At 67.6% G+C, this 24456-nt stretch carries 24 protein-coding genes and 1 tRNA gene; 14 read left to right on the top strand and 11 right to left on the bottom strand.

Features of this window, described 5'->3' with window-relative positions; translation table 11 throughout:
- Positions 1–4: 4 nt before the first annotated feature.
- The 3 genes from AC07UH_RS12825 to AC07UH_RS12815 all read left to right on the top strand — a co-directional run bounded on the left by AC07UH_RS12825 (position 5) and on the right by AC07UH_RS12815 (position 2888).
- Positions 5–397 (top strand): phage tail protein, encoded by a 393-nt coding sequence (locus AC07UH_RS12825; RefSeq protein ID WP_495180779.1) that lies wholly within the window; start codon positions 5–7, stop codon positions 395–397.
- A complete protein-coding gene (locus tag AC07UH_RS12820; RefSeq protein WP_495180732.1) occupies positions 394–1407 on the top strand; it encodes a contractile injection system protein, VgrG/Pvc8 family in 1014 nt (337 codons plus the stop codon). Before AC07UH_RS12825 ends, AC07UH_RS12820 begins: the two co-directional genes overlap by 4 nt.
- Positions 1408–1565: 158 nt before the next feature.
- Positions 1566–2888 (top strand): hypothetical protein, encoded by a 1323-nt coding sequence (locus AC07UH_RS12815; protein ID WP_495180731.1) that lies wholly within the window; start codon positions 1566–1568, stop codon positions 2886–2888.
- Between the two features lie 302 nt (positions 2889–3190).
- Here the strand turns inward: AC07UH_RS12815 and AC07UH_RS12810 are convergent, their stop codons facing one another.
- The 3 genes from AC07UH_RS12810 to AC07UH_RS12800 form a co-directional block, all read right to left on the bottom strand.
- Positions 3191–3613 carry a hypothetical protein gene (locus AC07UH_RS12810; protein ID WP_495180730.1) on the bottom strand — a complete coding sequence of 141 codons (423 nt, stop codon included), beginning with the start codon at positions 3611–3613 and terminating at the stop codon, positions 3191–3193.
- The gene (locus AC07UH_RS12805) at positions 3606–3941 is read right to left on the bottom strand and encodes a hypothetical protein (RefSeq protein ID WP_495180729.1); all 336 of its coding nucleotides are present in this window, start codon (positions 3939–3941) and stop codon (positions 3606–3608) included. Before AC07UH_RS12805 ends, AC07UH_RS12810 begins: the two co-directional genes overlap by 8 nt.
- Before the next feature lie 133 nt (positions 3942–4074).
- On the bottom strand, positions 4075–4758 hold the full coding sequence (locus tag AC07UH_RS12800; protein WP_495180728.1) for a S24 family peptidase: 684 nt from the start codon (positions 4756–4758) through the stop codon (positions 4075–4077).
- Positions 4759–4912: 154 nt separating this feature from the next.
- Here AC07UH_RS12800 and AC07UH_RS12795 point away from each other — a divergent pair, with 154 nt between their 5' ends.
- The 9 genes from AC07UH_RS12795 to AC07UH_RS12755 all read left to right on the top strand — a co-directional run bounded on the left by AC07UH_RS12795 (position 4913) and on the right by AC07UH_RS12755 (position 9377).
- On the top strand, positions 4913–5239 hold the full coding sequence (locus AC07UH_RS12795; RefSeq protein WP_495180727.1) for a YdaS family helix-turn-helix protein: 327 nt from the start codon (positions 4913–4915) through the stop codon (positions 5237–5239).
- A gap of 164 nt (positions 5240–5403) precedes the next feature.
- Positions 5404–5733, top strand: coding sequence for a hypothetical protein (locus AC07UH_RS12790; RefSeq protein ID WP_495180726.1), 330 nt, complete (start codon positions 5404–5406; stop codon positions 5731–5733).
- Positions 5726–6067 carry an Ogr/Delta-like zinc finger protein gene (locus tag AC07UH_RS12785; protein ID WP_495180725.1) on the top strand — a complete coding sequence of 114 codons (342 nt, stop codon included), beginning with the start codon at positions 5726–5728 and terminating at the stop codon, positions 6065–6067. The genes AC07UH_RS12790 and AC07UH_RS12785 overlap by 8 nt, the downstream gene beginning before the upstream one ends.
- Before the next feature lie 95 nt (positions 6068–6162).
- On the top strand, positions 6163–6627 hold the full coding sequence (locus AC07UH_RS12780; protein ID WP_495180724.1) for a helix-turn-helix domain-containing protein: 465 nt from the start codon (positions 6163–6165) through the stop codon (positions 6625–6627).
- Positions 6627–6755 carry a hypothetical protein gene (locus AC07UH_RS12775; RefSeq protein ID WP_495180723.1) on the top strand — a complete coding sequence of 43 codons (129 nt, stop codon included), beginning with the start codon at positions 6627–6629 and terminating at the stop codon, positions 6753–6755. The genes AC07UH_RS12780 and AC07UH_RS12775 overlap by 1 nt, the downstream gene beginning before the upstream one ends.
- Positions 6755–6886 carry a hypothetical protein gene (locus tag AC07UH_RS12770; protein ID WP_495180722.1) on the top strand — a complete coding sequence of 44 codons (132 nt, stop codon included), beginning with the start codon at positions 6755–6757 and terminating at the stop codon, positions 6884–6886. Before AC07UH_RS12775 ends, AC07UH_RS12770 begins: the two co-directional genes overlap by 1 nt.
- Before the next feature lies 1 nt (position 6887).
- Positions 6888–7079 carry a hypothetical protein gene (locus AC07UH_RS12765; RefSeq protein WP_495180721.1) on the top strand — a complete coding sequence of 64 codons (192 nt, stop codon included), beginning with the start codon at positions 6888–6890 and terminating at the stop codon, positions 7077–7079.
- Positions 7080–7164: 85 nt separating this feature from the next.
- Complete coding sequence (locus AC07UH_RS12760) at positions 7165–7647, top strand: hypothetical protein (RefSeq protein WP_495180720.1); 483 nt, start codon at positions 7165–7167, stop codon at positions 7645–7647.
- Positions 7648–7895: 248 nt separating this feature from the next.
- Positions 7896–9377 (top strand): site-specific integrase, encoded by a 1482-nt coding sequence (locus AC07UH_RS12755; RefSeq protein WP_495180719.1) that lies wholly within the window; start codon positions 7896–7898, stop codon positions 9375–9377.
- 9 nt (positions 9378–9386) lie between these two features.
- On the opposite strand, the gene AC07UH_RS12750 is transcribed toward AC07UH_RS12755, so the two are convergent.
- Positions 9387–9460: transfer RNA gene (locus AC07UH_RS12750), tRNA-Gly, on the bottom strand.
- 109 nt (positions 9461–9569) lie between these two features.
- Here AC07UH_RS12750 and AC07UH_RS12745 point away from each other — a divergent pair.
- A complete protein-coding gene (locus AC07UH_RS12745) occupies positions 9570–10112 on the top strand; it encodes a pseudouridine synthase (protein ID WP_495180718.1) in 543 nt (180 codons plus the stop codon).
- A 12-nt stretch (positions 10113–10124) separates the two neighbouring features.
- Here AC07UH_RS12745 and nagE read toward each other — a convergent pair whose 3' ends face one another.
- From nagE to AC07UH_RS12710, 7 genes are all read right to left on the bottom strand, one after another.
- On the bottom strand, positions 10125–11828 hold the full coding sequence (gene nagE, locus AC07UH_RS12740; protein ID WP_495180717.1) for an N-acetylglucosamine-specific PTS transporter subunit IIBC: 1704 nt from the start codon (positions 11826–11828) through the stop codon (positions 10125–10127).
- Positions 11825–14314, bottom strand: coding sequence for a phosphoenolpyruvate--protein phosphotransferase (ptsP, locus tag AC07UH_RS12735; RefSeq protein WP_495180716.1), 2490 nt, complete (start codon positions 14312–14314; stop codon positions 11825–11827). The genes nagE and ptsP overlap by 4 nt, the downstream gene beginning before the upstream one ends.
- 94 nt (positions 14315–14408) lie before the next feature.
- Positions 14409–17324 (bottom strand): beta-galactosidase GalA, encoded by a 2916-nt coding sequence (galA, locus tag AC07UH_RS12730; protein ID WP_495180715.1) that lies wholly within the window; start codon positions 17322–17324, stop codon positions 14409–14411.
- On the bottom strand, positions 17321–18457 hold the full coding sequence (gene nagA, locus AC07UH_RS12725) for an N-acetylglucosamine-6-phosphate deacetylase (RefSeq protein WP_495180714.1): 1137 nt from the start codon (positions 18455–18457) through the stop codon (positions 17321–17323). The genes galA and nagA overlap by 4 nt, the downstream gene beginning before the upstream one ends.
- Positions 18454–19473, bottom strand: coding sequence for an SIS domain-containing protein (locus AC07UH_RS12720; protein ID WP_495180713.1), 1020 nt, complete (start codon positions 19471–19473; stop codon positions 18454–18456). Before AC07UH_RS12720 ends, nagA begins: the two co-directional genes overlap by 4 nt.
- A 40-nt stretch (positions 19474–19513) precedes the next feature.
- Positions 19514–20251: a GntR family transcriptional regulator gene (locus AC07UH_RS12715; RefSeq protein WP_038660807.1), complete on the bottom strand. Its 738-nt coding sequence runs from the start codon at positions 20249–20251 to the stop codon at positions 19514–19516.
- A 76-nt stretch (positions 20252–20327) separates the two neighbouring features.
- On the bottom strand, positions 20328–21101 hold the full coding sequence (locus AC07UH_RS12710) for a copper homeostasis protein CutC (protein WP_495180712.1): 774 nt from the start codon (positions 21099–21101) through the stop codon (positions 20328–20330).
- Between the two features lie 433 nt (positions 21102–21534).
- On the opposite strand from AC07UH_RS12710, the gene AC07UH_RS12705 reads away from it, so the two are divergent.
- Positions 21535–24321 carry a TonB-dependent receptor gene (locus tag AC07UH_RS12705; RefSeq protein ID WP_495180711.1) on the top strand — a complete coding sequence of 929 codons (2787 nt, stop codon included), beginning with the start codon at positions 21535–21537 and terminating at the stop codon, positions 24319–24321.
- Positions 24322–24456 lie beyond the last annotated feature (135 nt).

Raw genomic sequence — 24456 nt, 5'->3', positions numbered from 1 at the left:
CGAGATGATGTCGCTGGGCATGTTCGCCTTTTCGCTGCCCACCCTCGCCTATCAGGAGCTGCAGCGCGATAGCGCCTGGCGCCACGCGCGCAGCGGCCGGGTGGGCGCGATCGACGCCGTCCAGTTCACCGGCCGCGATAACGACCTGATCTCGCTCAACGGCGACGCGCCGGCGGAGCTGATGGCCGGCGCGGCCTCGCTCGATCAGCTCCGCGACATGGCCAAGGATGGCGAGGCGTGGTCGCTGATCGACGGCACCGGCCGCGTCTACGGCTCTTTCGTCATCACTCGCATTCGCGAGGGCCAGCGCCACCTGTTCCCGGACGGCACGCCGCGGCTGATCCAGTTCGGCATCGACCTGCTGGGGGTGGACAGCGACAGGGATGCCAAGGCGTGACCGCCACCAACGTCGCCGGCTATCGGATCACCCTCGACGGCAAGGATCTGACCGACCGGCTCCGCCCCCTCCTGATGTCGCTGCGCCTGTCGGAAAAGCGGGGCGGCGACGCCGACCAGCTCGAGATCGTGATCACCGACCATGACGGCCGAACGCCGCTACCCAAGGCAGGCGGGACGCTGGCGGTGGAACTCGGCTGGATCAGCGGCAGCGACGTGACGGTGGGGCTGGTCGACAAGGGCAAGTTCATCATCGACGAGGTCGAACACAGCGGCCCGCCCGATGCGATCATCATTCGCGCGCGGTCGGCCGACCTGACCAGCGCGATTCGCACCCAACGCGAGCAGAGCTGGCACAAGACGACGCTAGGCGCGATCGTGAAGGACATCGCCGCCCGCAATCGGCTGACCGCCCGCTGCGCCCCAGCCCTCGCCTCGCAGCCGGTAGACGCACTGACGCAGGGCCGCGAGAGCGATATGGCGCTGCTTCGGCGGCTCGGGAAAGCGCACGACGCTACCGCGACCATCAAAGCCAAAACGCTGATCTTCGCGCCAATCGGCGCCGCGACCACCGCCAGCGGTGAAACACTGCCCGGCCTGACGATCACCCGCCGCGACGGCGATGGCCATTCGTTCCGGATCGAGAAGCGCGAGGAGGTCGGTGAGGTCGAGGCGCAATGGCACGATCGCAAGGGCGCGAAGCGGCAGTCGGTGAAGGCCGGGGCCGGCAGCGGTCCGACGCGCCGGCTCGCACGGACGTACCCGAGCGAGGCGGCGGCGAAGAAGGCCGCCGAGGCGGAGAACAGCCGCGCCAAGCGCGCCCCGCGCAAGCTGGGCTTGCGACTCGCGCTCGGCCGGCTGGAGATCTATCCTGACCGATCGGTGACGGTTCTGGGTTTTAAGGAAGAGATCGACGCGACCAAATGGCTTGTAGCGGAAGTAAGCCATGAGCTTTCCGCTGACCGTGGATTCACAACAAATCTGTCCTTGGAAAGCCAGACTTACTCCTGACAGGACGCAACGCGCAGATTTCATCGCTCCCCCAAGCCAAATGCGCCCAGGCATCCGAACGACCACGCTCTGCGATTTGTGCGACTAAGTCCCTTGCAATGTTGGATTTTGGATGTTCCCCATACGTTCTCCCGAATCACCGGGGAAGGAACGAAGCAATGAACTATATCTCCGTTTTGGACTTTATCCCATCGTCGCTACAAGCGGACATCCGTGCGGGAACATCTACCACGAACGTCAGCCAGTATTTCCAGCAGGCCGCCGTCGCTGCCAACTTCGGGCAGGTTTCCGGCGAAGGACGGCAAGGTTCGGTATTTGTACCCAACGGCACCTACCGCGTCGACCGCGTCGGCATCCGCGACACCATCTTCATCGGCGAAAGCCGTGAGGGGACTGTACTAAAGGCCCTGACTGCTGGTACCGCTGCGGACTTCATCATGGATGCGACGCTCGATCGGGATGGCGTCAACACCAACACTCGCGGCCGCGCATGGTGCGAGAGCATGACGATCGATGCAAACGGCACTGGTCGGTCCTGCCACCGGGTTTATGGCGGCGGCGTTCGCCCTGCCAATCTCCACCTGACCAACGGCGCTATCGGCCTGTCCACCGGGTTGCCGATCTGGTCGCGCTTCGAGAACATCCACTCGGAAAAGAATGTCGTCGGGTTCTTCACCTACCATGCCGTGCAGGGCGACATCGGCACGTCGGCCACCTTCATCGACTGCTGGGCGGACACCTGCTCACAGTACGGTTTTCGCATCACGCAGCTGGCCTATTCGAGCTTCATCAGCTGCGTTGCGCAGGATTGTGGCACACATAACTGGTTCATCGACGGCAATGCCGGCGGCGTGCCCGCTGTGTACTCGTTGATCTTCCTCACCTGCGCCTCTGAAGGATCTGGCACCCCCTTCTACATGAAGAAGGTCCGCGACCTCACGCTGCTCAACCCGCGGATCATCGGCGTTCCGACGGTCGACTATATCGTCCTCGATGATGCCCAAGGCTCGATCCGCGACTTCTCGGCCGTCGCTACGCCGCTGCCGGGCAAGAAGAGCCTCGTCGTCATCAACCACACCAGCGGCACAGGCTCCATCCTGCTCGACAACTCGATCGTCACCTACGATCCGGCCTCCGCCATCTATTTCACGGTTCAGGGCGGCAACACCAACGGTGAGAAGCGCGCGCAGCAGTTCGTCTACCGGTGGAATGCAATCAACTCAGCCGAGCGCATGCGGTCGTCGATCGGTAACGTCGATGGCTATTCTGGTTTGGTCATCCAGGATGACGCGGGCAGCCGCGTCGCAGCCTTCAGGCGGATCGGTACGCCGGTCTTTGCCACCAACGGTGACATCATCCAGCCAGCGACGAACCTCAATGCTGGTGATGTGGCCTTCTACGCAGATGCCACGTCTTCGACGTTGCGCTTCACGGTCAACGTGAATGGAGTAGTAAAAAGCGGGCAGGTTGCACTCAACTAGGCTTGCGTGTGCGCCGGTATATCACGTGGTTTGTACCGGCGCATCAACATGAGCCGATACGAAACGAGACACCTTAATTAATCAGCCGGCCAATCTCAAAAGGTTCGATCTTACGTTCATTGGCGCTATATTTGTCAGTTAATATTTCAAGTGGTAACATCACTGCCAGCACTGCCGACGTGGGGGTCGGCATCGCCTTAACCTAGCAAAACCATAGGGCACACAGTCGCTAGGACAAAAATAACCTAAGCCAAGCAGGCGCCAAACCTATTATGCCCGCAATCCTGCTTGACTGCTAAATTTTACTTCGGAAGTCTATCCATTATTTGATTTAATCGACCATTTATCTCCGCATTTCCGGTTCTTTGCTCGCCACGTAGCTGCGCTACATTTACTTGCGTATTGTTCAACTGCCCGGAAAGCCCATCGCTTTTATTGCCGGTATAAACATACAAACCGACTACTAGGCCACAAATGGTAAGAACGGCACCAAGCCCCCCCGCAAGGGCCGCACGAAAATTATCAGCTCCCCGTTTGAGCTGATCGTCGACTGATTTTTTCCAAGCGTCGTCCATACCTCCAAACGTGCCCCCACCATCACCATCCTTCAAGGGGGGCTCGTCTCCTTCCTCATTTTCATGCATGGTTATTCTCATTGGGATCCCTGGATTCCAACTGCTTATGTGAACAACATTATTGCCGTCATCATAGGCAGGCTCAGCCATCCTGCTCACCTTGTGACTTCGGCACTGCTACAATGCCGGTGGCTGCAGCAATGCCATTAACAAGCCCTTGAAGAAGCTTGCGTGAACCAATCACCGCTGGCTGCACAGAGACTTTTGGCTGCATGTTGCCATCGTGATCCGGAAAACCAGCACTGAACCCAAATACTAACGTAAATAGGTCGCCTACCCCACCCACAACAGCGCTCCTATTAACATAGGTCGCCTCTGTGACGGCCTGGTTGACCAGTTCACGAAACGCCCACCTAGCCTCTTCTGGCTCTTTTCCGCTCGCCTGATCGGTCCCTTTGCTTTCCTCACTCACTTTCAATACGCCTCCTCTATCAAGACACCCCATTGCTTAATTAAAAGGGCAAATTAGATTGCCGAATCTAGCAGAACAAATCTAAAGCACATGCGTATTAACGCCGGTGTCGTTTTGAATGGGCTACACTCACAAATCGTTAAAGCCTTCGCACGATGTGCGAGACGCGACCAACGATGTTGATTTCGTCCGGATGCGCCTGATCGGCCGGGACGCGGTCGTTGTCCGAGAGGATGGTGACCTGCTCGCCGCGGATGCGCAGTCGCTTCATCATCGCCACGTCGCCGATCGTGAACGCCCATATAGCATCCTGATCGCGAACGGTCCGGTCGGATCGGTCGATAAGGACCAAGTCGTTATCCTCAATCGTCGGCGACATCGCATTGCCGCGTCCTCTCGCCCAGGCCAATTGCTGAGGTGCGGTGCTGGTCAGTGACTCAAGCCAGCGCCGGGGAAAGTGCATCACCTCGACGTCAATGTGATCACCAGCATACGTTAGCCCCATGCCATAAGCCATGTCGACCGAGGCAACTCCGACTAAATCCAAACTTTCGGCAGCCAACTCATTGGATGTTGCCGTACCATCTAGAAGGTCGCGGATCAGAAGAAGTTGGTCAGGATTCGCGCGTCGGATCAGGTCTTCTGCAAAGCGCTTCTCAAGTGAAGACGACTGCGCAGATTCACCAGCCAGTGCCGCCTCAGCGTAACGTATCCAGTGCGGGACGGACTTGGTCCTGCCCGTTTCAAAGTGTGACACGGCTTGCTGCGTGAGCGTGAGAGCGTTGCCAGATAACCGAGCAGCCTCCTCTATCTTGGCTGCCATGGCCGCGGCGGACCATCCCCGATTTCGCCGGGCAGTCTTAAGCCAATCAGCTCTGGTCTGAATTTCGTCCACCGTGCAAGCGCTACAACACCTTTGTAGCGGATACCGCTACAAAGGTGTTGTAGCACGTAGTCATATGTAGTACACGTGTTGTATGAATGACAACATGCACATTGCCGCCGTAGCAGCGTTCCGAGAGGCCGTGGCGATGGCACGATCGCAGACGGCGTTCGGCCGCACGGTTGGCCTGCTCCAACAGACCGTCTCCAATCTTCTCCGTCGGGGCGATCTGCTGCCACCCGAAGCCGTGCTTCCCGCTGAGCAGGCTTACGGGATTTCGCGTCATGTGCTTCGCCCGGACATCTATCCTCCTGTCGTCACTTCGGGTCCTCTCCCTACCGATGGTGCGGCTGTAGAGGCGGGTGCTCCGATCGCCCCATGCGATCGGGGCACCAATATGCAGGAGGGTGCGGCAGCATGACCGCCCTCCGCGCTCCGAACACCTTCTGCGACGCGATGACCGCGTCGCGGGCGTGATCGGCTGGTCGACGTGCGCCACCATGGCGAAGCGCAAGGAACGCGCCGTCCGCTACTGGTCGGAAACCACCTGCACGACCACGCCGTCGATCAGCCTCGCGCTCGCCTATGACGCCGCCTAATCAGGCAGCGGGCGGCGACGGTGCGCCGTTTCGCGACGCCTATCTCTTCCAGTTCGAGGAGGTCACCACCCGACAAGGCGCTTGCCGCCGCCAGCTTGCCGACGCCATCGCCGATGTCGCCCGCGAAAGCGGCGAGGCCATCGCGGCGACACTCGAAATCACCCACACCAATGCCTCGCCGCTGTCGACGCTCCGCGCGTCCGCCGAGGTCGGCCAGCTGCTCGCCGCCTGCAACAGGCTGGCGCGGCGACTGGTGCCCTTCCTCCCGACCGGCACGGGGTCGCTCGTAGGGGAAACAGGGGTTCACAATGACTAAGCGTATCGATCGCACCCGCCTTCCCGGCATCAAATGCCCGCACTGCAGGAACAAGACGGTCGTCCGCGACAGTCAGGAGATCACGCCTGCGGTACGCGAGCTGCGCATTGTCTGCACCGACGACGATTGCGGGTTCAGCGCCGTCGCGCAGCTTTCGTTCGTGCGCGAGATTCGCGCGAGCACCACGCCCAACCCGGAGGTCCGCCTCCCTTTCGGGTCCTGGTCGATGCCGAAGCCGGCGAACGAGAACCATCGCGATCCCGCCAATGACGACGGTCAAAGCGAGAAAGCTGCCTTGCTCGCCGAGACCGTCACCAGCGCCTTGACCACCTGACGCCGCGGCCCCGGCCGCGCCAACCCCGAATGACCGAACAGGCCGGACGCACCCGCTTCCGGAGACGCCACCCGCTTGCCCGAAGGAATCGTCTGATGATGCATGCATTTCCCCGCACCTTCACCCTGCCGCAGGACCGCCGACACCATGCCGGGGGCGCCACAGCCGCCCCGATCGCGCCGATCACCCCGGCTGCCTATCTTCGACTGCGTCGTGAGACGGCCGGTATGTCGGTCAGGCAGGTTGCCAGCATGCTCGCGCGGACGGCCGACGACGTCGCACCGGCACTGGACCTGATCCACGCTCTCGAGACGCCCGGCAGTGTCGCACGGCGCCCAGAGACGCTCGCGCGCCTGAGCGCCGTCTTCCCTTTCGATCCGGACGTCTACCGCCAGCTTGCCAGCGAGCCGGCGGATCGTCACCCGCAGGTGTGTCGCGGTTGCGGCTGCAGCCGTTGGGATCCCTGTTGCGACGATCGCCAGGGCGCATGCGCATGGTCGACCGCGAGCTTCTGCACCCGCTGCCTGCCGCACGACGGCGCGATCGAGGTGCACCAGTGATGGCCGGTCCACGCCGGACGCACTGGGCCAGTCGGGCCAAGATCGCGCTGGTTATCGTCGCCGGCATCCTCGCCCTGCCCTTCACCGTCGTCGCGTTGCTTGCGATCGCCAAGGCGGAGCACCGCTGATGCCCCTGCGTCTCACCGCCGACCAGATCGCCCGCCGCGCGGTGGCTGGCGTGGCCGTCGGGCAGATGCTGGTGATCGTCATCGATCGCGCAATCGGCGGCCCCGGCGCTTTCGCGTTGTTCGGCCTGTGACGTGGCCGCCGTCGGCGTCGGCCGCGGTGACCGCGTGCTCTACCTCGGCATCGGCCAGCGGCGCGGCAAACAGGCCGACGTGCTTACCGCGCGACGCACCTTCGCCTCGATCCGCTTCGACGACGGCACAGCCTGCCTTGTCCTGCTCGCCGAGCTCCACCCGGTGCCGCGCCGGCCGCCCCCGATGTTCTGACCGCCCCGCCAGTCGTGGCGAAACCCTTTCTACATCCCCAGCCGCTTGCCGCGCATCGTTGGCCGGCAGCACCAACAGGATCTTCATGATGCTCGACACCCGGACAAGCAGTGCGCCCACGATCGAGACGACGGGGGCAGTGGCATCGAAGGCGGACTGTTCCCGAATTCGGGAACAGCATCGCGGTCTTCCGATCGACATGCGCCGGATGATGGGGCTGGATGTCGCCGCGAAGCTGCTCGGCAAGAGCGCCTTGGCGGACGAGCTCGGTGTCAGCGTCCGCGCGCTGAATTACAAGCTGAACGCACAGCGCGGGATCTCCGACGACGAGGTGCTCGACACGGCATGCCTGCTCGAACAGCAGGCCGATCGACTGTTGAAGCATGCTTGCAAGCTTCGCGGGGCCGTGCCGGAAACGCTGGCCGCCACCATGGCCACCTCGCCTCACAAGCCCGCGTCAGCAGCCCGCCTCCCTGCCGCTCCCTTGTTACTCGAAAGCACGAACCCGGCCGACGCCGGCGTCGCGCCCGTGTGCCTGCTGCACACTCTCGCCGCACAGGTGCAATGATGGAGCCGGCCGAACGCATCGTCGCCCAATGGTCACCTCGCACGCAGACGTTCATCCGCGCCGTGATGGCCGCCAGTGCCTGGACCGTGATCGCCATGATCATCGGAGCGTTCGCATGATCAAGACCTGCCTCACCTTCCATGGTCTCGAAAGCCGTTGGTTTGGTGGACAGACCTGCGGCACCGCCGCGCGCCACCACGATCCCACGGGTCATCCGAACTGGTCCGTCGTGCTGCTTTCAGTCCCCCATGGCCGACGAGACGTCGTCGATGACCGCCAGATCGCAGTTGAAACCAAAACCGCGGGAGCCGTCCCATGACCAGCCCGACCGCCGGCACGCTTTTCGACCTCGATCGCCGCCTCACCCGCAAGATCGAAACCGAGAAGACGATCCAGATCAGCCCGACCGACCTCGAATGGTTCGTCGCCTCGGGCGCAATCGACACCTTCCGCGCCTTCGTGGCCGACCAGCAGAGAAGACTATGCGCAGAACGCAGCGCCCGAAGGCAATCTATCAACGCGGCGAATTCCGTCTCTACCGCCGGCCCGATCGCGCCAATCTCGAGATCGTCTGGTACGATCCCGCAGTTCGACGCGAACGAAGCGCTTCGGCAGGCACAAGCGATGACGGGCAGGCACGGCTAGAGGTCGACCGCCGGTATCTGGCGGCCAACGGCGCGCCGATCTGCTCGGGCTGCGGCCGGCCGTTCGACGGCAACACGGCACCGCTGCTTACCCGCGCGATTGCCGATTACCTCCTGCTCGGCGAGGAGAAGAAGGGGTTCAAGGCGACCCGTGGCCGCTTGTCGCTCGTCGTCGAATATATTGCAGCGACTGATCTCACCGTAACGGTCGCTGCGATCGACGAGCGATGGGTCGACGGCTTCCGGAAATGGCTCGCCGCGCGCCCGATCGTCGCGCCCAAGAGCGGCGCGACCCGCGAACGAACTATCGGTCACATCGAAGGCTGCGTCCGCCAGCTCGCCGCAGCCATCAGTCCGACGCCCGGCCAGAAGGCGAAGTTCAAGGCGGAGCAGACCAAGAACGTGTCGGCGTCGCCGCGCTACCGCGCCGACGTGCCGATGCTCGCTGCGATGTTCGATTATTGCCTCAATCCGACCGGGCCGAAGGTACGCAGCGACAAGGAACGCGAGGTTTATATCGGCTACCGCGCCAACCTGTTGCGCTACCTCCGCGCGGCGGTGGCCACCTGGGCCCGCCCGGAAGAGATCACCGATCTGCGCAGCGATCAGTGGATCCCGTCCGCCGGCGCACTCGACCTCAACCCTCGCGGCCGGCGCCAGACGCGCAAGTATCGCGGCGTCATTCCAGTCGCCCGCCAGTTCGCGCCGTTCCTCGACGCGACCTCCGGCAACTACATGCCGATCGCCAATATTTGGGGAGCATGGGACACCATGCGTGCCGAGATCGGCTTGCCCGAGGACCGCGGTGAAGCGGGCTGGAAACTGATCCGCCGATCCATGGCGACGCTCGCGCGTCGTCGGATCGGCGAGGCCAACTGGCGTCAGGGCGAGATGATGCTCGGCCACGTCCGCGCCTCGACCAGCGACATCTACGCGCTACGCGATCCGGCCAATCTCGGCCTCGCGCTGGCAGCCACGGAATCGATCATCGACGAGATCTGCGCGCGGGTCCCCGGAGCGTTTCACCGCACCGACACCGCAAACGGCGAATCGAACAATCTAAAGAATGGGGGCAAAAATGGCTGATTTCTGCGGTGGAGCGGGTGAAGGGAATCGAACCCTCGTCGTAAGCTTGGGAAGCTTCTGCTCTACCATTGAGCTACACCCGCACAGGCCGCGGCGATGCGCGGCTTGGCTGAGCGCAGGCTGTAATCCGCCGGCCGGAGCAATGCAACGGCGATCATCGACACGCGCGCGTCCAGGCGATACCGCGCGGCCATGACCCTCGTGCTGTTCAACAAGCCGTTCGGCGTGCTCAGCCAGTTCACCGATCGCGGGTCGCCGACCACGCGGGCGACGCTCTCCGATCATATCGATCTGCCCGGCGTCTATCCCGCCGGGCGTCTCGATCGCGACAGCGAGGGGCTGCTGCTGCTCACCGACGACGGCCGGCTGCAGGCGCGGATCGCGGATCCGCGGTTCAAGCTCGCCAAAACCTATCTGGTCCAGGTCGAGGGCGTCCCCGACGATGCCGCGCTGGCGCGGCTGCGCGCAGGCGTCACGCTCAACGACGGACCGACCCGCCCGGCCGAGGTCGAGCGGATCGCCGATCCGGCGCTGTGGCCGCGCGATCCGCCGATCCGCGTCCGCGCGCACATCCCCGATTGCTGGCTGTCACTGACCATCCGCGAAGGCCGCAACCGGCAGGTGCGGCGGATGACCGCGGCGGTCGGGCATCCGACGCTGCGGCTGGTGCGCTGGCGGATCGGCGACTGGACGCTCGCCGACCTGCCGCCGGGGCAGCATCGCATCATCGGCTGAGCCGCGCCCGGTTCAGGCCGGCATCAGCAGATGCACGACGTCGGGCCTGGCCCAGACGATGGCGCGCACGTCGCCGCCGAGCGCCGCCTCGTCCACCTGCGCGCGGTCGCCGACGACGACGCGCAGCCGGCTGCCGTGGCGGCTCACCGCACCGACGTTGCCCCGGCCGCCGAGCGCGGCAAGCAGCGCATCGGACAATGCGACCGGCGCAGCCGCGACGGGCGGCGGCGCGACCACCGCCGCCGCCGCGGACGGCGCGGCGTCGAGCGCCGCGCGCATCTCCATCGCGAGCCCGTCGGCGATGCCGCCGACGATCACCTGCACCGCGGTCGGCGACGGGCGCAGCACGCCGCGCGCGCCGAGCTGGCGCAGCCGCGGCTCGTCGATCGCCTGCGCGTCCGCCACCGCCAGCCGCAGCCGGGTGGCGCAGGCATCGATGCCGCGCAGATTGGCCGCGCCGCCCAGTGCCGCGACGAACGCCGCCGCCTTGGCATCCGCCACCACCGCCGGACCGGCGGGCGTCGCCTCGGGCGCCTCGCGACCCGGCGTCGGCAGGTTGAAGCGCACGATCGCCCAGCGGAACAACGTATAATAGATCACCGCATAAGCGGCGCCGACCGGCAGCAGCATCAGCGGCCGCGTCGCCTTGCCGTAATTGAGCACGTAATCGAACAGGCCGGCGGAGAAGCCATAACCGAGCTTGACGCCGAGCGCGTTCATGATCGCCTCGGCGAGGCCGCTGAGCAGCGCGTGGATCGCGTAGAGCACCGGTGCGAGGAACATGAAGCTGAATTCGATCGGCTCGGTGACGCCGGTGAGGAACGAGGTCAGCGCGAGGCTGAACAGCATGCCGCCGACTTCCTTGCGCCGATCGGGCGCGGTGGCGTGGTACATGGCGAGACAGGCGGCGGGCAGGCCGAACATCATCACCGGGAAGAAGCCGCTCATGAAGCCGCCCGCGGTCGGATCGCCGGCGAAGAAGCGGGTCAGGTCGCCGGTCTTGCCCTGATAATCGCCGACGACGAAATAGGCGACGTTGTTGAGGATATGGTGCAGCCCGGTGACGAGCAGCAGCCGGTTGAGCAGGCCGAAGGCGAACAGGCCGAACCCGCCTGCGGCGACGACGCCGTTGCTCAGCGCGTCCATCCCGGCGTTGATCGTGCCATAGCTCAGCCCCACCGCCAGCGCGATGACCAGCCCGGCGATGCCGGCGATGATCGGCACGAACCGCCGCCCGCCGAAGAAGGCGAGATAATCGGGCAGCTTGAAGGTCGCGAAGCGATTGTAGAAGCCGCCGCCGACGAGGCCGGAGACGATGCCGATCGGCACCTCCAGCCGGTCGATCGCCGCCGTCTTCCATGCCGCGGACACGCCCGCCGCCAGCGCCGCCGGCACGTTGGCGAGCGTCGCGGCGGGAACGGTCAGGAAGGTCTGCGCGGCGTTGACCGAGACGAGATAGCAGACGACCCCCGCCATCGCCGCCGCACCGTTGCCGTCGCGCGCGAAGCCGGTGGCGACGCCGACCGCGAACAGCAGGCCGAGGTTGGAGAACATCGCGTCGCCCGCCGCGCTGAGGAAGGCGATATCGAGGAGGTCGGGCTGGCCGAGGCGCAGCATCAGCCCGGCGATCGGCATCACCGCGATCGGCAGCATCAGCGCGCGGCCGAGCGGCTGGAGGAAGCTCATCACCGAGAAACGGGAGGCGGGACGGGTCATCGGCTGATCTCCTCGGCGAAGCGGCGGGCGAGCGCGCGCACCCCGGCGGCATTGGCCGCGGCGAGCGCGGCAGCGGCATGGTCGCGCACCGCCGCCATCGTCAGGCGGGCGACGAGCGCCTTGGTGGCGGGCACGCGCGCCGGCGGCACCGACAGCGTGCGCACGCCGAGCCCGACCAGGATCGGCGCGGCGAGCGGATCGGCGGCGAGCCCGCCGCAGACGCTGACCGGCACGCCGCGCGTCGCCGCGCCCTCGCAGGTCATGCGGATCAGCCGCAGCACCGCCGGATGCAGCCCGTCGATGCCGGCGGCGACCGCGGGATTGCCGCGATCCATCGCCAGCACATATTGGGTGAGGTCGTTGCTGCCGATCGACAGGAAATCGGCATGCGCCGCGATCAGGTCGGCGGTCGCCGCCGCCGCGGGCGTCTCGACCATCGCGCCGAGCTGCACCGGGCCGACGCCCAGTTCGGCACGCAGCCGGTCGAGCGCCTCGCGCACCGCGATCAGCTCGTCGATGCTGGCGACCATCGGCACCATGATGCGGCAGCGCTCGACCTCGGGCACCGCGAGGATCGCGCGCAACTGCGTATCGAGCACCTCGGGCCGCGCCAGCGAGACGCGGATGCCGCGCAGCCCGAGTGCCGGATTCTCTTCGGGCGGGATCGCCAGATAGGGCGCGGGCTTGTCGCCGCCGACGTCGAGCAGCCGGATCACCACCGGCCGGCCGGGCAGCGCGGCGACGACGCCGCGATAATCCGCCGCCTGTTCGGCGACGTCGGGCGCGACCGACCGGTCGAGGAACAGGATTTCGGTGCGCAGCAGGCCGCAGCCTTCCGCGCCCGCCGCCGCCGCCGCCTCGGCATCGGCGACCGAGCCGAGATTGGCATAGACGTGGATCGCCTGCCCGTCGGCGGTCGCCGCCGGCCGGTCGCCCGCCGCCAGCGCCGCCGCCTCGGCCTCCGCACGCAGCGCGATCGCCGCGCGCGCCAGCGCCTTACGGTCGGGATGTGGATCGACGATCACCGCGCCGGCATCGGCGTCGAGAATGACCTGCATTCCGTCGGTGACGACCCGCACCGGCTCGCCGAGCGCCACGACCATCGGCACGCCCATCCCCGCCGCGAGCATCGCGACGTGCGAGGTCGGGCCGCCGCCGACCACGGCGAAACCGGCGACCTTGGCCGCGGTCAGGGCGGACAATTGCGACGGCAACAGATCGTCGGCGAAGACGATCGCGCCCGCCGGCACGGTCAGCGCCGCCGCGCTGGTGCCGAGGATCGCATGGACGACGCGCAGCGCGACGTCGCGGATGTCGTCGGCGCGCTCGGCGATGCGCGCGTTGCCGGTTGCGCGGAGCTGCGCGCCCTGCCCTTCGGCCGCGGTCATCATCGCCGCCGCCGCCGCCATGCCGTTGGCGATCCCCGCCTCGGCGCGATCGCGCAGATCGGGATCGTCGAGGATCGCGCGATGCGCGGCGAGCACGCCACCCATCTGCCCCGGCCCGCCCGCCGCCGCATCGAGCGTCGCCGCCACCGCGGCGATACCGTCCGCCAGCCGCGCCTGCTCGACCGCGACGCCCTCGCCCATCGTCGGCAGTTCGGGCATCTCGAGCCGCAGCCAGAAGGCCGGTCCGATCGCCAGCCCCGGCGCCGCCGGCACGCCGGACAGCGCGCCCGCCTCGACGTCCCGCGCGACCGGCGGCCGCGGTGCGGGCGCAGGCGCCGGCGCGGCATCGACCTCGGCGGTGAGCAAGGCGACCACCGCATCGATCGCCGCCGCCGCCTGCGCGCCGCGCGCCGCGATCGTCACGTGGCGCCCCTGCGCCAGCCCCAGCGACAACAGCCCGATCGGGCTGCTCGCCGAGGCGGTCTCGCCGTTGCTGGTCAGCGTCACCTCGGCGCCGCTGTCGCGCACCGCCGCGACGATCCGCGCCGCCGGCCGCGCGTGCAGTCCGTGCGGCAGCAGCACCACCGCGTCGCGCCGCAGCGTCTCGCCAGCGACCGCGCCGGCATCCGCCGCCACCGGCGCGCCCACGACGATCCGCGCCAGCGGCGCGCCGACCGCGACCAGCCCTTCCGCGGCGATCGTCTCGACGGACCCCTCGCCCTCGACGAGGATCACCGGCGTCACCGCCGCCGCAGCGCCCTGCACCACCGCGTCGAGATCGAAGCGGATCAGCGGATCGCCCGCGCGCACCCGGTCGCCCGCCGCGACCAGCGGCGTGAACCCCTGCCCGCCCAGCTTCACCGTATCGATGCCGATATGGATCAGCAGCGACACGCCGCCGCCGACATCCAGCGTCACCGCATGGCCGGCAGCATGGACGGTGAGCACCTGCGCGTCGCACGGCGCGTGCAGCGTATCGCCGGTCGGATCGATCGCCAGACCCGGTCCCATCATCCCCTCGGCGAAGACCGGATCGGGAACGGCAGTCAGCGGCAGGACCCATCCCGCGAGCGGCGCCACCAACTGCACATCCGTCATTCGTCATTCACCTCTGGCCGGTCTCCCGCGCAGTGTATCGCACGCTAACCTGCTGACAATACCTATTGAATACCTTTGCGTAGGACCTCGCGCGTCATTCGGCGCGGATGGTCACTCCGCCGACGAGGCCCGACGGCCTGCCCGCCTCCGGCTGGACGATCAGCACCACGGCGCGCGCGCCGCTGCCCGGCGGCAGCATCGCCTCGATCGGTGCGACCGCGGCGTCGGTCTTGGCGGCGAGCCGGCGGCCGTCGACCCACAGCTCCGCGCGCCCGGTGACGCCGGCGAAGGCGATCCGCCCGCCCCGCGCCGCCACCGCGCGCACCGGCGTGACGCGCGCGCGATAGACCTGCCAGCCACCCTGCGGCTCGGCCGGCGTCGGGGTGCCGCCGCGCACGAATGCCCAGCTGTTGTTGTCGTCGCTCGCCGGCGCCAGCCCCGGATCGGGCCGTGCGGCGAGTAGCGGCGAGCGTCGCCAGTCGGCGATCGCGCGCACCGCCGCCACCCGCGGCACCTGTGCCCGCGCCGGTACCGCGACGCGGTCGATCGTCAGGCGCGCCGGCTTCAGCCCTGGCGCGGTCGCGCGCAGCACGATCGTCCCGCGTGCCGCGGCATCCGCCTGCACCAGCACCTGCGCCAGCCCGTTGAACAGCGACCGCGCGCCGCTGGTCGGACTATCGCCCTTTTCGGATTCGTGGCTGTTGGGATCGCCGTTGCCGACGCCGATGACCGTCGCTCCCGCAACGGTGAACCGCGTCGGCAGATTGGCGGTCGGCACGTGGCGGCCGCGCGCGTCGATCGCATCGATCGTCACCGGCTGCACGTCCTCGCCGTCGCCCGCCATCGCGCGCCGCGCCGGCGTCAGCCGCAGCGCGACCGGCGCGCCCGCGGTCTCGTGACCGGCGCGCGCCACCTCGCGTCCGCCCGACAGCGCGATCACCTCCAGCGTGCCCGGCGCATAGGGGACGGTGAAGGCATTGCCCATCAGCCGGTCGACCGCCGCCTCGCCGACGACGCGGCCGTTGAGTTTGAGCACGACCCGCTCGGCATTGGACAGGACGAGCACCGGCACCGGCTGCCCCTCGCGGCCCGGCCACGTCCAGTGTGGCGCGAGGCCGACGACGGGCGTGTCGTCGATCCAGCCGGCGCGATGAATGTCATACGCCGTCTTGCGGAACCCGCAGAGGTCGAGGATGCCGAAGAAGCTCGCGATCGTCGGCCAGACGTGCGGCGTCGGCTCGCCGTGATAGTCGAAGCCGGTCCACACGAAGCCGCCCGCGACGAACGGTCGCTTGGCGATCTCCGCCCAGCCCTTGCGGTGCGTCTCGCCCCAGCCGGCGGCATCGTCGTCCATCGACGAGCGGATGTGCTTCTCCGGGATCGTCTCATAGGCGCCGCGCGTCTCGAACGCGCTGGTATCCTCCGAGCTGGTCATCGGCTTGGTCGGGTTGAGCGCGTGGAACCGGTCGTAATCGCCCGGATAATAATTGAAGCCGACGACGTCGACGACGGTCGAGACGTTCTCCGGATTGAAGAACGACCCGTTCATCGCCGCGGTCACCGGCCGGCTGTCGTCGAGCCGCTTCACCGCCGCCGCCATCCGCCGCACCATCTGCACACCGGCCGCGGTGCCCTGCATCGGCTCCTCGTTGAACACCGACCACAGGATGACGCTCGGGTGGTTGCGGTCGCGCCGCACCAGCCATTCGAGCTGCGCCATATAATCGGGCGAGGGATTGAAGTTGCGGTTCTCGTCCATGACGAGGAAGCCCATCCGGTCGCACAGGTCGAGGAAGGCGACCGGCGGTGCATTGTGCGAACAGCGGATCGCGTTGCAGCCGAGCTCCTTCAGCCGTTCCAGCCGCCACGCGAGCAGCCCGTCGGGCAGCGCCACGCCGACGCCGGCATGGTCGTGGTGGATGCACACGCCCTTCAGCTTGACGGGCGCGTCGTTGACGAACAGCCCCTTGTCGGCATCGAAGCGGATCGTGCGGAAGCCGATCGGCACGCGCCGCCGGTCGACCGCGGCGCCGTCGCGCTCCAGCGTCACCGCGACGGTATAGAGCGTCGGCGTCTCGACCGACCAGAGGCGCGGCGCAGCGACCGGCACCACCGCCTGCGTCACTGCCTCGTCCAGCGGCGCGACCGTCACCGGCGGCAGGGGGAGCGTCGCGATGGTACGGCCGTCGGGATCGATCAGGCTGGCGACCGCCCGCACCGTCACCGGTGCCGCCTCGGTCGAGCGTATCGTCACCGCGACCGGCACCGTCCAAGCGCCATCCGCGCCCCGCCGCGGGTCGCAATGCACCCCGTCGGTGACGATCGACACCGGCGCGCGCGTCGCCAGCCAGGCGTGGCGGTACAGGCCGGCGCCTTCGTACCACCAGCCCTCCATCGCCTCGGCATCGACGCGGATCGCGACGACGTTGGTCTCGTCGCCGAACCGCGCGAACGGGGTGATGTCGATATAGACGCTGTTATAGCCCGACCAATTGTGCGCGACGACGCTGCCATTGACCCAGATCGTCGCATTGGTCGCGATGCCGTCGAACTGCAGTTCGAGATAGCGGCCGCGGCTGGCGGGATCGAGCCGGAAGCTGCGCCGGTACCAGCCGATGCCGCGCGGGCGATAGCCCTGCGCGACGTTGGCGGTCTCGACGAACGGCTGGAACGACGCCCAATCGTGCGGCAGCGTCACCACCGGCCATTCGCTGTCGTCATAGTCCATCGCCGCCGCGCCGGTGGCGTTGCCCGCCTTGGCGCGCAGATAGGTCTCGTTGTGCGTCGCCGCCGGTGGCACGGCGATGTCGCCCTCGTGGAACAGCCAGCCCTGGTCGAAGCCGATCCGGGAGGGGTCGCCGACCGGCAGCGGCGGCAACAGGCCGTCGACCGGTACGGGCATCGGCAACGCGCCGTAACGGCTGCCCGGCGCCGCCAGCGCGGCTCCCGGCAGGGACAGCGTCAGACCGGCACCGGCGGACCCGAGAAGCTGCCGCCGGTCGATCGTCATGCCCGTCGTCCTCCGATAGTCGTCGCGACCGGGGCCATCGCCGCGGTCAGTTGCACCCAGTCGGCGCGCAGGCCCGTGGCGAGCGTGCCCCGCTCCGCCGCCAGCCCCAGGAACGCCGCCGGATTGCCCGCCGCGAGCCGCGCCGCCACCGCCGGCGCAAGCCCGAGCATGCCCATCGCATTGGCCACCGCCGCCGCCATGTCGAGGTCCGACCCCGCGAGCGTGCCGTCCTCATAGGAGCAGATGCCGTCGCGCACGCGGATCTGCCGGCCCTGCAACACGAAGTCCTTCTGCTCGGCGCCGACCGACGACATCGCGTCGGTGACCAGCATCATCCGCTCGATACCGCGCGCGCGCAGCGCGATGCGCAGCACCGCCGGGGCGACATGCACGCCGTCGACGATCAGCCCGCACCACGGCCGTGGATCGTCGAGCGCGGCGCCGACCAGACCGGGGGTCCGCTGCACCATCGCCGGCATCGCGTTGAACAGATGGGTGATGCCGCTCAGTCCCGCGTCGAACGCCGCCAGCGCGCCGTCATAGCCGACCTCGGTATGGCCGGCGCTGACCAGCACCCCCGCCGCGGTCAGCGCGGCGATGTCGTCGATATGCGCCAGCTCGGGCGCCAGCGTCACCATCACCTTGCCGCGGCGCGGCCGGGTGAGCAGCGCGATCATCCCGGCGTCGAGCAGGCGGAACCGGGTGGGATCGTGGATGCCCTTGCGCGCGACGTTGAGCCACGGCCCCTCGATATGCACGCCAACCACGCTCGGCACGCCCGCCGCGATCGCCTCGTCCACCGCATCCAGCGCCAGCGCGATCCGGTCGGGCGTGTCGCTGATCAGCGTCGGCAGCAGCGCGGTGGTGCCGTAGCGCGCATGCGCCTCGGCGATCGCGCGGACACCTGCAACGTTCGTCTCGTCGTTGAACAGCACGCCGCCGCCGCCATTGACCTGCGTGTCGATGAAGCCGGGCATCAGCCAGCCGCCGTCGAGGTCGACCGCGTCGCCAGCCTCGCCGTCGAGCGGCCGGATCGCGGCGATCCGCTCGTCCGAGACGACGATCTCCGCGCCGCGCCACACCGCATCGGCCACGACGACGTGACCGTTGGTGAACCGATAGGCCTCGCTCATAACGTGCGCGTCACCTTGGCGAGATGCGGCGGCGTGTCGGGATCGAGCCCGCGCCGTCGCGACAGCGCCTCGGCGAGGCCGTAGAAGCTCGCCAGCATCAGGATCGGCTGCACCGCCGGATGCGCGTCGAGCGCCGGCAATTTGGCGCGCGCGTCGCCGGCATGCGCGGACAGCACCGTCGCGCCGCGTCCGGCGAACGTCTCCGCCACCGCCATCACGTCGTCGCCCGCCGCGTCGGAGGTCGCCAGCGCCAGCACCGGGAAGCCCTCGCCGACGATCGCCATCGGGCCGTGGCGCACTTCCGCCGCGCTGAACGGCTCGGCCTGCACCTGGCACGTTTCCTTGAGCTTCAGCGCGCATTCCTGCGCGACGCCGAAGCCATAGCCGCGGCCGATCACGAACATCTGCTTCGCCTCGGCGAGCGGCTCGACGCCCGCGCTCCAGTCGAGCGCCACGGCACGGTCGAGCTGCTCGGGCAGCGCCGCCACCGCCGCGGTGAGCGCGTCGTCGCCGGACCAGGCCGCAACCAGCGCCGCCAGCCCCGCCATCGCCGCGATGCACGACTTGGTTGCCGCCACCGACCGCTCCGGCCCGGCGCTCAGCGCGAGCAGCGTATCCGCCATCTCGGCGAGCGGCGACGCCTCGTCGTTGACCAGCGCGACCACCTCGGCGCCGGCCTTGGCGTGCGCCTCCACCGTCGCGAGCAAATCGGGGCTGCGGCCCGATTGCGAGATCGCGATGCACAGCGCCCGCCGCGTCGTCACCGGCGCGTCGAACAGCGACACCACCGACGGCGCCGCCGAGGCGACCGGCACGCCGATCAGCGTCTCGATCAGATATTTGCCGTACATCGCCGCATGGTCCGACGATCCCCGCGCGCAGGTCACCACCACGTCGGGCGGCGTCGCGCGCAGCCGCTCGCCGAGCGCGCGCAGCGCCTCGGCATTGCGCGCCACCAGCCGTGCGACGGTCGCTCCCGCCTCCAGCGTCTCGGCGCGCATCAGCGTGCCCGTCATCGTATCGGTCGTCACTTGGATCAGGGCCCCCGGGCGTGTGTCAGCTATCGGCGAGCTCGGCCACGAAATCGTAGCTGTCGCCGCGGTAATAGGATCGGGTGAATTCGACGGCACGGCCGTCGCGCAGGAAACCGCGCCGCTCGATCAGCAGCCCGGGCGAACCCGGGTCGACGCCGAGCATCCGCGCATGATCGGTGCCGAACGGTACCGCACGCAGCCGTTGCAGCGCGCGCACCGGCCGATGCCCCGCATCGGTCAGCGCCGCATAGAGCGAGGCGTCGACCGCATCGAGCGACGGCAGGCAGAAGCCGGCGATCGTGGAGACCTCCAGCGCCATCGGCACCTCGTCGGCGAAGCGCAGCCGCTGGAAGCGATAGACCGGCGCGCTCGGCGACAGCGCCAGCGCCATCGATTCCTCGGGGCTGACCGTGCCGACGCTGCGCGACACCCAGCTGCTGCTCGGCACCAGCCCGCGCGCGATCATGTCCTCGGTGAACGACGACAATTTGCTGAAATTCTTCTCGACGCGCCCCGCGACGAAGGTGCCCGCGCCGCGCCGGCGGGTGAGCAGCCCTTCCTCGACCAGCCCCTCGATCGCCTTGCGCACGGTGATCCGCGACACCCCATATTCCACCGCAAGATCGCGCTCGGCGGGAATGGCGTCGCCGCGCACGATCACCTCGCCGCCGATCGCGTCGCGGATGAGCTGTTGCAGCTGCAGATAGAGCGGTGAGGGATTGTCGGCACGAAACCGCCCCACCCGGCTCACGAAACTCATCCCTCACTCCCTGTCCTGCTGCTTGTGGCGTCAACGGGTGCCACGGCTCGCAGAGCGGCGCCAGTGGCGCCTTGCCCTACAATTGTCTTAGATTGGACTTGTCGTCAATCACCTGGCGCAGCTCTGCGACCAGCCGACGGCTCGTCACCCGCGGCAGCGGGCCGAAGTCGAGCCGCGCATCCTCCACCGCTGCCGGCGCGCTCGCCGAGCCGTGCACCGCCGCTACTCCGGTCGCCGCGATCAGGCCGGCGACGTTGCCGGGCGCGACCCCCGCCCCCGCCATCACCACCAGCCGGCCACCGGCCCGCGACACCATCCGCGCGATCGTCGCCGCCCCCGCCGGCGCCGACGCCGCCCCGCCGGAGGTCAGGACATGATCGAAGCCAAGCGCCACCGCCTCCTCCACCGCCGCGACGGGATCGTCGACCACGTCGATCGCGCGATGCAGCGTCAGTCCCGCCGGCCCCGCCGGCAGCGCCGCGCGCCACGCCGCCAGCGCCTGCCGGTCGAGCCGCCCGTCGCGCGTCGCGCCGAACACCAGCCCCTGCACCCCCGCCGCGAGCAGCGCCGCCGCCTCGCGCCCTGCCAGCGCCAGATCGGCCGCGTCATAGTCGAAGCCGCCGGGCCGCGGGCGGACCATCGCCCGCACCGGCACGCCCGCCGGCCGCGCCACGTCGAGCACCGCCGCGACCAGCCCCGCCGACGGCGTCAACCCGCCGAGCGCCAGCGCCGCGCACAATTCGATCCGGTCACACCCGCCGGCGATCGCCGCCGCCGCGCCCTCCGCCGATTCCACACATATTTCCAAAGCGATTCGCGGACGGGAGGCGGGACTGTCAGACGGCACCATATTCATTCCTCCGACACTGCACGGGACCTATCGAGTGCCGGTGCAAAACGCGTTTTGACGCTACACGCAACCCGTGATCGCCACCGAAGCTGCGACGAACCGAGTGTCGAGCCGCCTCCGCACCGACCCGCCAGTCCCGCTCGCCCGCCCACGACCACGTCTCGCAAACCATTGATCTGACGCTCGATCTTGTCACTTCGGAACCGCTCACCCAGGGCCACTCCGGCCCCATCGCGCACGGTTCGGCGCGTTCTGGAAACAAATTTGACATAATCTACTGCATAGATTGGTTTACATTGGTTATACCTTACCACGCACGACGCGAGACACGATGCCGAAATGGCACGCTCGCCACGCCTGTCGCCGGCATCTGCGGCAGCTTGGGATAGGGGGGCACGCGGCCGGGCGTGTTCCGCGAAGGGGACTGAACCTTATGCACCTCCGCCACGCGATTCTGGCGACCACCGCGCTCACCCTCTCCGCTGCGGCGGCGCAGGCGCAGACCACGCCGACCACGACCCCGCCGGGCAGCAGCGAGCAGGCGCAACCCGCCGCCGCCGACGGCGGACAGAGCGGCGACGAGATCGTCGTCACCGGCTATCGCGGCAGCCTGCGCGAGGCGATCAACGTCAAGCGCAACGCCAATGCCGTCGTCGACGTCATCACCTCGGAAGACGTCGGCAAATTCCCCGACCGCAACGTCGCCGAATCGCTGTCGCACATCCCCGGCGTCAGCATTGACCGCCGCTTCGGCGAGGGCGAGAAGGTCGCGATCCTCGGCACCGATCCCGCGCTCAACCGCATGCTGCTCGACGGCCATGCGCTCGCCTCGGCGGACTGGGGCGGCAACGACAACGATCCGTCCAGCCGCACCTTCAACTATTCGCTGCTCGCGCCCGAACTCGTCGACCGGCTGGAAGTCTACAAGTCGCCCGAACCGCGTATCGAGGAAGGCAGCCTCGGCGGCACCGTCATCGTCCGCACCCGCCGTCCGCTCGACCTGCCCGCTAATTCGATCTTCGCCTCGGGCGGTTATTCGTACAACGACCGGTCGGACAAGGGCAACGTCCGCGCCTCGGGCCTGTACAGCTGGCGCAACGCCGACGAGACCTTCGGCGTCCTCGTCGCCGCCACCTACGACAAGCAGAACCTGACCCGCGCCGGCGTCGAATTCTTTGGCTATGACAATACGGCGCCCAACGCCGACGGCACCTACAACAGCCCGTTCGTCAACCGCGCCAGCGACGGCACGCTCAGCCTCAAGAGCCCCGGCGCGACGATCAACGGCGGCACCATCGCCGATCTCTACAAGGCGGCCTCGCCCTTCGGCATCAACTACGCCTATTTCCAGCAGCAGCGGCAGCGCAAGAGCGTGTCGGGCACGATGCAGTTCCGCCCGACCAGCGAGCTGACCTTCACGCTCAACGGCATCCATATCGACGGCAATTACAACAATTACAGCCAGTCGATGTACACGATCCCCGGCGCCTGGACCGGCGACGTGCTGCAGTCGGCGACGATCAGCAACGGCGTCGTCACCGCCGCGAGCTTCGGCGCCGCCAGGCAACAGGCGTCGCAGCTCGACACGCTCGTCCGCCGCACCAGCCTGAAGACCGACAATCTTAACCTGTTCGCCGACTGGGAAGGCGACGGCGGCGCCAAGGTGAGCTTCGCGGGCGGCTGGTCGAAGGCCAAGGGCGGCCGCAATCCCGAATATCTGTTCAACGTGCAGACCAGGCTGCCCTACAGCTATGCCTTCACCAGCGACAGCGCGACGGTGAATTACGTCGGCGATCCCACCAACCCGGCCAATTACTTCACCAACCCGAACAACAATCCGGCGACGATCGAGGGGCGGCCGGTCATCATAAACGGCACGGCGCTGACCGCGGCACAGATCGGCGGCCAGGATTACAGCGTCACCACCGACCGCGACATCTTCGGCGGCTATGACGCCACTATCCCGATCGGCTTCGGGCCGTTCACCGAGATCCTGCTCGGCAGCCGCGTCACCGATCACGTCAACCGGATCAACGCGCGCGGCATCAACACCTATCTCACCCAGTCGCTGACCGTACCGCAGCTCGGCGTGACCGCGCTCGCCACCCCCGATGGCGCATTCGACGGCAGCGGCGGCCTCGGCAACGCCACCCAATATCTCAACCTGCCGCAGCAGTCGGTGATCGACATCCTCGCCAACGCGATCAACACGCCGCTGGTGACCAAGGTCGCCGCCTCGACCAAGGTCGAGGAAACCGTGATCGCGTCCTATGCGCAGGCCAATTTCGATCAGGGCGGGGTGCGCGGCAACATCGGCGGCAGGCTCGTCTACACGCGCGACGTCTCCAATTTCGCCACCTCGATCAGCGGCGGCGACAATAGCCCGCCGGTACCGACCCGCACCGCGACCGATTACCTCAAGTTTCTGCCGAGCCTCAACATCGCCTATTCGATCACCCCCAAGGTGCTCGTCCGCGGTGCGGTCGCCAAGGTCATCTCGCGGCCCCGCTACGAAGATCTCGCCGCGTCGCTCACGCTCAACAACGTGACGAAAGACGGCGGCGGCGGCAATCCCAACCTCAAGCCATACGAATCGACCAATTACGAGCTGACTGCGGAATTCTATCCGCGCGCCGGCACGCTGCTCGCGGTCGAATTGTTCCGGCGCGAGATTGCCAACTACATCATCAACATCCGCAACAATGCGACCTTCTTCAACTCGCTGACCAATGCGCCGGCGGTCTACAACATCAATCAGCCGGTCAACGGCGGCAAGGCCAAGGTCAACGGTGCGCTGGTCTCCGCGCAAAGCGAGATATGGGGCGGCTTCGGCTTGCAGGCGAACTATTCCTATCAGGAAAGCACCACCTCCAACACCGACGTCACCGGCACGACGCTCAATCTGCCCTATCTGTCGAAGCACACCGTCAACGTGATCCCCTATTTCGAGAAGGGGCCGTTCCAGGCGCGCGTCAGCTACAATTACCGGTCGAGCTATTTCCGCACGATCGGCCGCCTCGGCTCGCGCGAGATGGTCGCGCCGTACAGCCAGCTCGACGCCTCGGCGTCGCTCAACCTCACCAAGGGCATCGTGCTGAGCGTCAACGCGCAGAACCTGCTCGACGAGACCTATCGCCAGTATAACGCGACGCCCGACCGGCCGACCGCTTTCTACAAGAACGGCCGCACCTTCGCCGCGGCGCTGTCCTTCAGAATGTAACCTTCGGCTGATACCACCGGTCCGGACCTGGTCCGGCTCCCCGGCTCGTTTCCCCGCAGAGCGCCCCTCCCCTGGGGGTGTTCCGGCCCTCGGCCCCGGCATCGCGTTTCGATCGCCGGGGTCTTTTTTTGCGCG

The organism is Sphingomonas sp. GW821-FHT04B01 (assembly GCF_059420425.1).
The sequence above is the reverse complement of the archived record's forward strand: the minus strand, read 5'-3'. Positions and strand labels throughout refer to the sequence as shown.